The 5,632-nt window shown below is 33.8% G+C and carries 10 protein-coding genes; 1 reads left to right on the top strand and 9 read right to left on the bottom strand.

Features of this window, described 5'->3' with window-relative positions; genetic code table 11:
• The coding region (locus tag MM213_RS20350) for an ATP-binding protein (protein WP_241321785.1) at positions 1-158 on the top strand (158 nt) is incomplete at its 5' end.
• Positions 159-401: 243 nt separating this feature from the next.
• Here MM213_RS20350 and MM213_RS20345 read toward each other — a convergent pair.
• The 9 genes from MM213_RS20345 to MM213_RS20305 form a co-directional block, all read right to left on the bottom strand.
• Positions 402-1,070 carry a hypothetical protein gene (locus MM213_RS20345; RefSeq protein ID WP_241414723.1) on the bottom strand — a complete coding sequence of 223 codons (669 nt, stop codon included), beginning with the start codon at positions 1,068-1,070 and terminating at the stop codon, positions 402-404.
• A 120-nt stretch (positions 1,071-1,190) separates the two neighbouring features.
• A complete protein-coding gene (locus MM213_RS20340; RefSeq protein WP_241414722.1) occupies positions 1,191-1,931 on the bottom strand; it encodes a PH domain-containing protein in 741 nt (246 codons plus the stop codon).
• A 166-nt stretch (positions 1,932-2,097) separates the two neighbouring features.
• A complete protein-coding gene (locus tag MM213_RS20335) occupies positions 2,098-2,475 on the bottom strand; it encodes a nuclear transport factor 2-like protein (protein WP_241414721.1) in 378 nt (125 codons plus the stop codon).
• A gap of 204 nt (positions 2,476-2,679) precedes the next feature.
• Positions 2,680-3,306, bottom strand: a complete 627-nt coding sequence (locus tag MM213_RS20330) for a hypothetical protein (RefSeq protein ID WP_241414720.1) — start codon at positions 3,304-3,306, stop codon at positions 2,680-2,682.
• A gap of 148 nt (positions 3,307-3,454) precedes the next feature.
• Positions 3,455-3,961, bottom strand: a complete 507-nt coding sequence (locus tag MM213_RS20325; protein ID WP_241414719.1) for a hypothetical protein — start codon at positions 3,959-3,961, stop codon at positions 3,455-3,457.
• A 161-nt stretch (positions 3,962-4,122) separates the two neighbouring features.
• Entirely contained in the window at positions 4,123-4,413 is a 291-nt protein-coding gene (locus MM213_RS20320; RefSeq protein WP_241414718.1) for a helix-turn-helix domain-containing protein, read from the bottom strand.
• A complete protein-coding gene (locus MM213_RS20315; RefSeq protein ID WP_241414717.1) occupies positions 4,410-4,778 on the bottom strand; it encodes a type II toxin-antitoxin system RelE/ParE family toxin in 369 nt (122 codons plus the stop codon). Before MM213_RS20315 ends, MM213_RS20320 begins: the two co-directional genes overlap by 4 nt.
• Before the next feature lie 195 nt (positions 4,779-4,973).
• Positions 4,974-5,423, bottom strand: a complete 450-nt coding sequence (locus tag MM213_RS20310; protein WP_241414716.1) for a hypothetical protein — start codon at positions 5,421-5,423, stop codon at positions 4,974-4,976.
• Positions 5,424-5,477: 54 nt separating this feature from the next.
• A partial coding sequence (locus MM213_RS20305) for an ATP-binding protein (protein WP_241413393.1) occupies positions 5,478-5,632 on the bottom strand: 155 nt, incomplete at its 5' end.

The raw sequence follows: 5,632 nt of genomic DNA, 5'->3' as shown, positions 1-5,632 counted from the left end.
ATGGAAAGAAATCAACAATCATTGTCAGTCAGTTGCCCGTATCAAGCTGGTATGATATCATCGGGGAAGAAACTATAGCAGATGCTATTCTTGACAGATTAGTCCATTCTTCCTACAGAATAGAGTTAAAAGGAGAAAGTCTCAGAAAAAAAATGTAAAATTGTCAGCCTAACAGATTATAGAACCAAACCCATTTTTAGAGGGGTCAATATGTCCAGAACAGGGGTCAGTATTGTCCGGAATATCCAGTTGGATAACCTGTCTGAATTTAGGAAGGTCCACCTGGCGGCAGACAGGCATTCGAAACCACTCGCTTCCAACCTACTCCGAACTTCTTAAAGATACTGATTTTTCAATTTACTCTGAACCGCCTGCTGTATTCAAGGTGATGTTAGGTGCTTTTAATTTAGATATTTTGATACATCTATAGATATTTTTTCTTCGTTAAATCTATTGAATATTACCAGCGAGTTTTCCTTCCATCTAGATTTTTTAAAATCGTGCGAGGAATCATAAATAGACGAATTTTTCATCAGGTCAAATTTGTCAAGTATTTCTCCCGATTTCATTACAATCCTGCATTGAATAAATTCATCTTCAGGTCTTATAACTCTGCATATCGATACCTTAAGTTTCCCACTTTTATGATTTTTTGAAACATTTAATTCCTGCTCAAAACCATTGTAGTTTTCCTTTGCTTTTAAATTTGCTTCTTCGAATATTTGAAAATCAACATTCATTTGCTTCCTTACATCGGACAAAACACCCTTTAAATGATTTCCTAAAAAGACTATTTTTTCTTCGGTTGTGCAATTCAGATAAGATTTCAATTCACTTTGTGAAATTGGTCGAAATGCCTCAATAATTTGTCCATAAATCCTTACACTTGGTATATCAGCATCCAATTCAAATTTTATGTCTAGAAAACCATACCCACCCACTTCGGTATTTTTTGGTAAAAAATTGAATATTAATTCTTCATAGAAGGATGTCAAAATATTGAAATCTTTGAGCTGTTCCTCTCTCAATTCATTTTTCTTGATGGAATAAGTGATTCTGTTTATTTTCATTTTTCTATTCGCACCTTACGGCCAAGGCTTAGAGCAGGAGGGCTTTAAAACCCGATTCCCTGTCCGCCAAGACCAAGGTATATTGAAGGTAATCACTTTAAATTTAGCATTTCCAGCCTGCTAGCTCTTAGGTGAAATTAGTAGCTTTTTTTCATTTCTTAGATCCATTAGAGCTTTTTTTGGATAATCATCTAATCTTTCTGCATTTGAAAGTTTTCTTTCAATTTCTTCTAGAGTCAAAGCTGAAAATTTATCTTTCCACCTGTTTAACCTTTCTCTTTCTAATTCAAACTCAGCATCAATTATTTCCTGTCTGTTAACAAACCAATTCTTAATTACAGGCCATAAGGAATAATTGGTTTTTTCTACATGAAGTGGTAATTCTTCTGGTCTTATTAAGGTTGAGCTAATATTAAATTCCTTGTTATCCTTTGAAATCACTTTCATATATGAATAGTTGGACCACGGAGTTGCCCAACGTTTCATACTATCAATTTTGTTTTTATGGTAGATTGGGATGTATAATTCAACTATTAAATCTTCAAAATGAAAGCAGTAAGTTCCATTACCCTTTTTAAAGGTTATTGTTTGTTCAATTCTGTCTATTTCAACAGTCAATTCTTTATTCGATATATAATGAGTTAAGTGCATTATTGTTGTAGGAATCACTTGAAAAATAAAGACTGCAAAAAGCGCGAAAAGTGGGGCTAATTCCTTTGAAGTTTCCCAATCCATTCCTTTTATGTAATGCGCAAAAGGAACAGAAAGAATTAACAAGAAAGGCAAGGCGTACATTCGTCTCACTAAATATTTTAGAGAGTTTAGTGTGTCATTTTTATTAATTGTGTAAATGGTTTTCATTTTTCAAAATTCTGATCAATTTTTTGGGCTGCCCGAAGCGCGAAGCTTTTAACACAAAACTTTCTTTGAAAAACTGATATTTGATTTACCACAAAGCTGTCATTGGAACATTGAACCCCGTCTTTTGGGTAGGTGATATTTGCAACTGGTTTTATTGTGCTTTTAGTTAAAGTTCAATTACGTATGATGTTATCGATTTTAAATCAGTTGATTTGGTATTCTTGAACACATAAAAATCAGAGAATGCGTATTTTTTTCCGTTTTGCATTTTCATAATTCCGTTCGCAGCTCCTTCTTTTCCGTGCGATAAGATTTGTTCAATTATTAATTCGGTCGCCTTTTTAGATTTCATTTTACCCAGTTCCTCTGTAAACTTCTTTTTCCCCTCAATTTTTCTATCACCAATTATATTCCAAACAATTTCGTCCGTTACATTTTCAATAATAAATTCTAAGTTGCCTTTTGCAAAAGCAATATTGAATTCTTTTAAAAATGTCATTTTGGGTGAATTCCCACAATTAGGGCTTGAAATAATTTTTGTCATTTTCTAGTTTTTGAATTTCAATTCTATTTTTCAGCTTGTTGCTAACGAGATTGATCTTGGGGATGGCTGGCCTGTCTGAATTTAGGAAGGCCCGCCTGGCGGCAGACAGGCATTCGAAACCACTCTCTTCCAGCCTACTCCGAACTTCTTAAAGATACTAAATTTTCAATTTACTCGGAACCGCCCGCTGGATCCAAGGTGATGTTAGTGGCTGGTTTTCGCCTTATTGGCTACTATCATGAAAATAATAACACTTAAAATCACACCTACAATCAGGTAAATAATTAATTTTAATAGACCTTTTTGTTCTTCAATTATAGCATTTTGGTCTTCATTTTCTTTTATTAGGGCGTTATAAGTAACTTTTTCTACCACCAACAAATCCTGATAATTATAAAGGTCATCAATCCAATTCTTTGACAATTCTTTTAATCTTTTCAGGTCATCAGGATGAAAGTCGTCTATTTCTGCTGTTTTGGTACATATTGAAGTAGAATAATGACCATAGCCAAGGTCATTTGCAAATACTATATATTCCTTATTTTCTTCAAATAAAAAATCACAAGAGGAATTGTAATTAATAATAGAAACTATTCCTTGTTCTACTTTTGCCTTTTTAAAACCTTCTACTATTTCAAAATTAACTATATCAGAGGTATAACCTTGATAATTAAAAAACTTTCCTTTTATAATTTCTTTTACTTTCCCTTTAAATATCAAACTTGAATAATTAAACGAAGAATCAATTTGAACCTCAAAGCAGGAGCAAGCCACTCCTGTTGTAAGATTGAAGAACAAAAATATTAGTAAGATGTTGAGTTTGATTTTCATACTTATTCTTGCAGCTAACGGGATTCAGCTTGGAGACGGCGGGCATTCGGAGCCGTTCTCTTCCAGCCTACTCCTAACCTCTTAAAGATAGGAAACTTTCTATTTACTCTAAACCGCCCGCTGTATCCAAGGTGATGTTAGTTGCATTTTATAATTTATTGTGGAATAAAAATACTAATACACCAAGGATGATAAATATTATTCCAAGCAAGTAGTCAGAGTTTGATGATTTTGATGATTTTTCAAATTCTATTGTCTGCCTTTGGCTTATGTATTCATATGAGTTTATTGACAATGAAGTCAATAACACGGCTTCTTTAGTCCCAATTAAGTGTTCTTGATATTTCGGGAAACTTATTTCTAATATTGTTCCTGATTCAAAGTTTTCTTTAAAAATTTCTTTGTCAAAGTATCGTAAATAATCCGCTTTAATTTGGAATTTGTTTGGGTATTCATCCAAGTATATGTAATACTGTTGACCTTGTCTTCTCCATCCTGTATTATCCTTGAATGAGTAATCGATAATTTTACCCTTCAGTTCTATCAGGTCTTCAGTTGAAACTGAATGTTCTCTTGTTCCATGTTCAACGATAAAGTAAATACCCATTCCGACTAAAAAAAAAGTTCTAAAATTTCTGTCGGTAAATATTTTCATTGTGTTTCTTTATAATTGCAACGGGATTCAGCTTGGAGACGGCGGGCATTCGGAGCCGTTCGCTTCCAGCCTACTCCTAATTTTTTAAAGATACTGATTTTCATAATAACTCGGAACCGCCCGCTGTATCCAAGGTGATGTTATAGCGCGTATTTCCTTTTTCAGAGTTCAATCGAAATCTTCACCTTCCCACCCAATCCTTTTTCAACAATTTCATAAAGGGTTTTTAGTGTCAAGTTACTTCCGTTGTTCTCCACCCTTGAGATGTAGGTTCTCTTCTTATCCACCAATTCCGCTAATTGCTCTTGGGTGAGATTCTTGTTCTCTCTTGCCTTCTTTAATAGCAACCCAATTTTGAATGACTCAACATCCCTTTCCAATTCATCCCTGCGTTCGGTTCCTTTGACTCCGTACACATCATCTTTGATTTTCTTCCAGCTCTTCGTATTCATTTCCTTTTCTTTTTTCCTTTTTGAACTTCCTTTTCAGTATAATATTCATCCATCAGTTTGGCAGCCTTTTCAATTTCTTTGGTTGGTGTTTTTTGGGTTTTCTTTTGAAAGCCATTGAGAAGTATCACAAGCTTTCCTTCATCGAAAAAACAAAATACCCTCCATATATTAGATGCCAACTGAACCCTTGCTTCATATAGCCCTTTCTTTGTTTTGATAGGTTTCAGGTAAGTCTCAGGAACTCTTTCCAAAGTTTCAATCGCTTCAATGACCTTAAAAATCTTATTTTGAACTTTTTCTGTTTGGGCTTTTAAAAAGTTCTCAAAATGGTCCTGATAAGCTATGACTTCCCTTATTTTTTCCATAAAACAAATGTAACTTTAAAGTTACTATTTTCAAAATTTTAAAATTTGTTTGTCTCTGGTTTGGAGGTTCTTAATATGTGCTACAACGGTCAAGTATAAGAGCAGTAGCGGCTTTCAAGCAGATTACCTGTCCGCTACCACCAAAGTTTATTAAATACACAGACCTTGAATTTACCACTTCACCCGCTATTGCTCTTATACAATGTTGTGGTGTCGTTTTATTTCTTCTCTAGTTATGTCTGAATTTACAAAGTCTAATTTTGAAGTATAAAATTTAACGTTTTTATTACCTTTACTTATAAGACTCACTGCTTCAACTATTTTATTCTTGTCGAAATTAACACCAAAAGTTACTTCTCTTATGATGTCATTTTTAGGATAAGGCAGCCTATATCCATTTGGCTCAAACAATTTAAAATTTGTATTAGAGAATAAGTTCAAGCTTTTCATATTATTTATAGCTAAACCAGCTAAAATAATCCGAAATTCATTTTCTTGCCCCCAAATTCTTTTGTCTTTAAAAAGTAAAATTTGCTCAAAGAAAGCATCTATGTATTTATCATTTCTGTACGCTCCAAAAATCCCGTTAATTCTTTTTGTTGTGGTATTGTTTAATCCGATGATCTTGACCACCAATCCGGTCATTCTGACCACCCCTTCTTTTTGGGTTTTCAGTTACCGTTTTAACGGCAATTAAAGTTATTGTTTTTTTCTCATTGATTCACCTTTTAGCTCTATTCTGTGTGCTGTATGAACGAGTCTGTCAAGAATGGCATCAGCAATGGTACTGTCACCTATAGTTTCGAACCATTTTGTGACAGGAAGCTGTGATACAACTATTGTAGAAGCTCTTC

It is taken from the genome of Belliella alkalica (assembly GCF_022549785.1).
GTDB classification, from domain to species: domain Bacteria; phylum Bacteroidota; class Bacteroidia; order Cytophagales; family Cyclobacteriaceae; genus Belliella; species Belliella alkalica.
The sequence above is the reverse complement of the archived record's forward strand: the minus strand, read 5'-3'. Positions and strand labels throughout refer to the sequence as shown.

Coding starts and splice junctions, on each gene's coding strand:
- MM213_RS20345 (WP_241414723.1), bottom strand. CDS start 1,070: ATGAAAATAAACAGAATCACTTATTCCATCAAGAAAAATGAATTGAGA.
- MM213_RS20340 (WP_241414722.1), bottom strand. CDS start 1,931: ATGAAAACCATTTACACAATTAATAAAAATGACACACTAAACTCTCTA.
- MM213_RS20335 (WP_241414721.1), bottom strand. CDS start 2,475: ATGACAAAAATTATTTCAAGCCCTAATTGTGGGAATTCACCCAAAATG.
- MM213_RS20330 (WP_241414720.1), bottom strand. CDS start 3,306: ATGAAAATCAAACTCAACATCTTACTAATATTTTTGTTCTTCAATCTT.
- MM213_RS20325 (WP_241414719.1), bottom strand. CDS start 3,961: ATGAAAATATTTACCGACAGAAATTTTAGAACTTTTTTTTTAGTCGGA.
- MM213_RS20320 (WP_241414718.1), bottom strand. CDS start 4,413: ATGAATACGAAGAGCTGGAAGAAAATCAAAGATGATGTGTACGGAGTC.
- MM213_RS20315 (WP_241414717.1), bottom strand. CDS start 4,778: ATGGAAAAAATAAGGGAAGTCATAGCTTATCAGGACCATTTTGAGAAC.
- MM213_RS20310 (WP_241414716.1), bottom strand. CDS start 5,423: ATGACCGGATTGGTGGTCAAGATCATCGGATTAAACAATACCACAACA.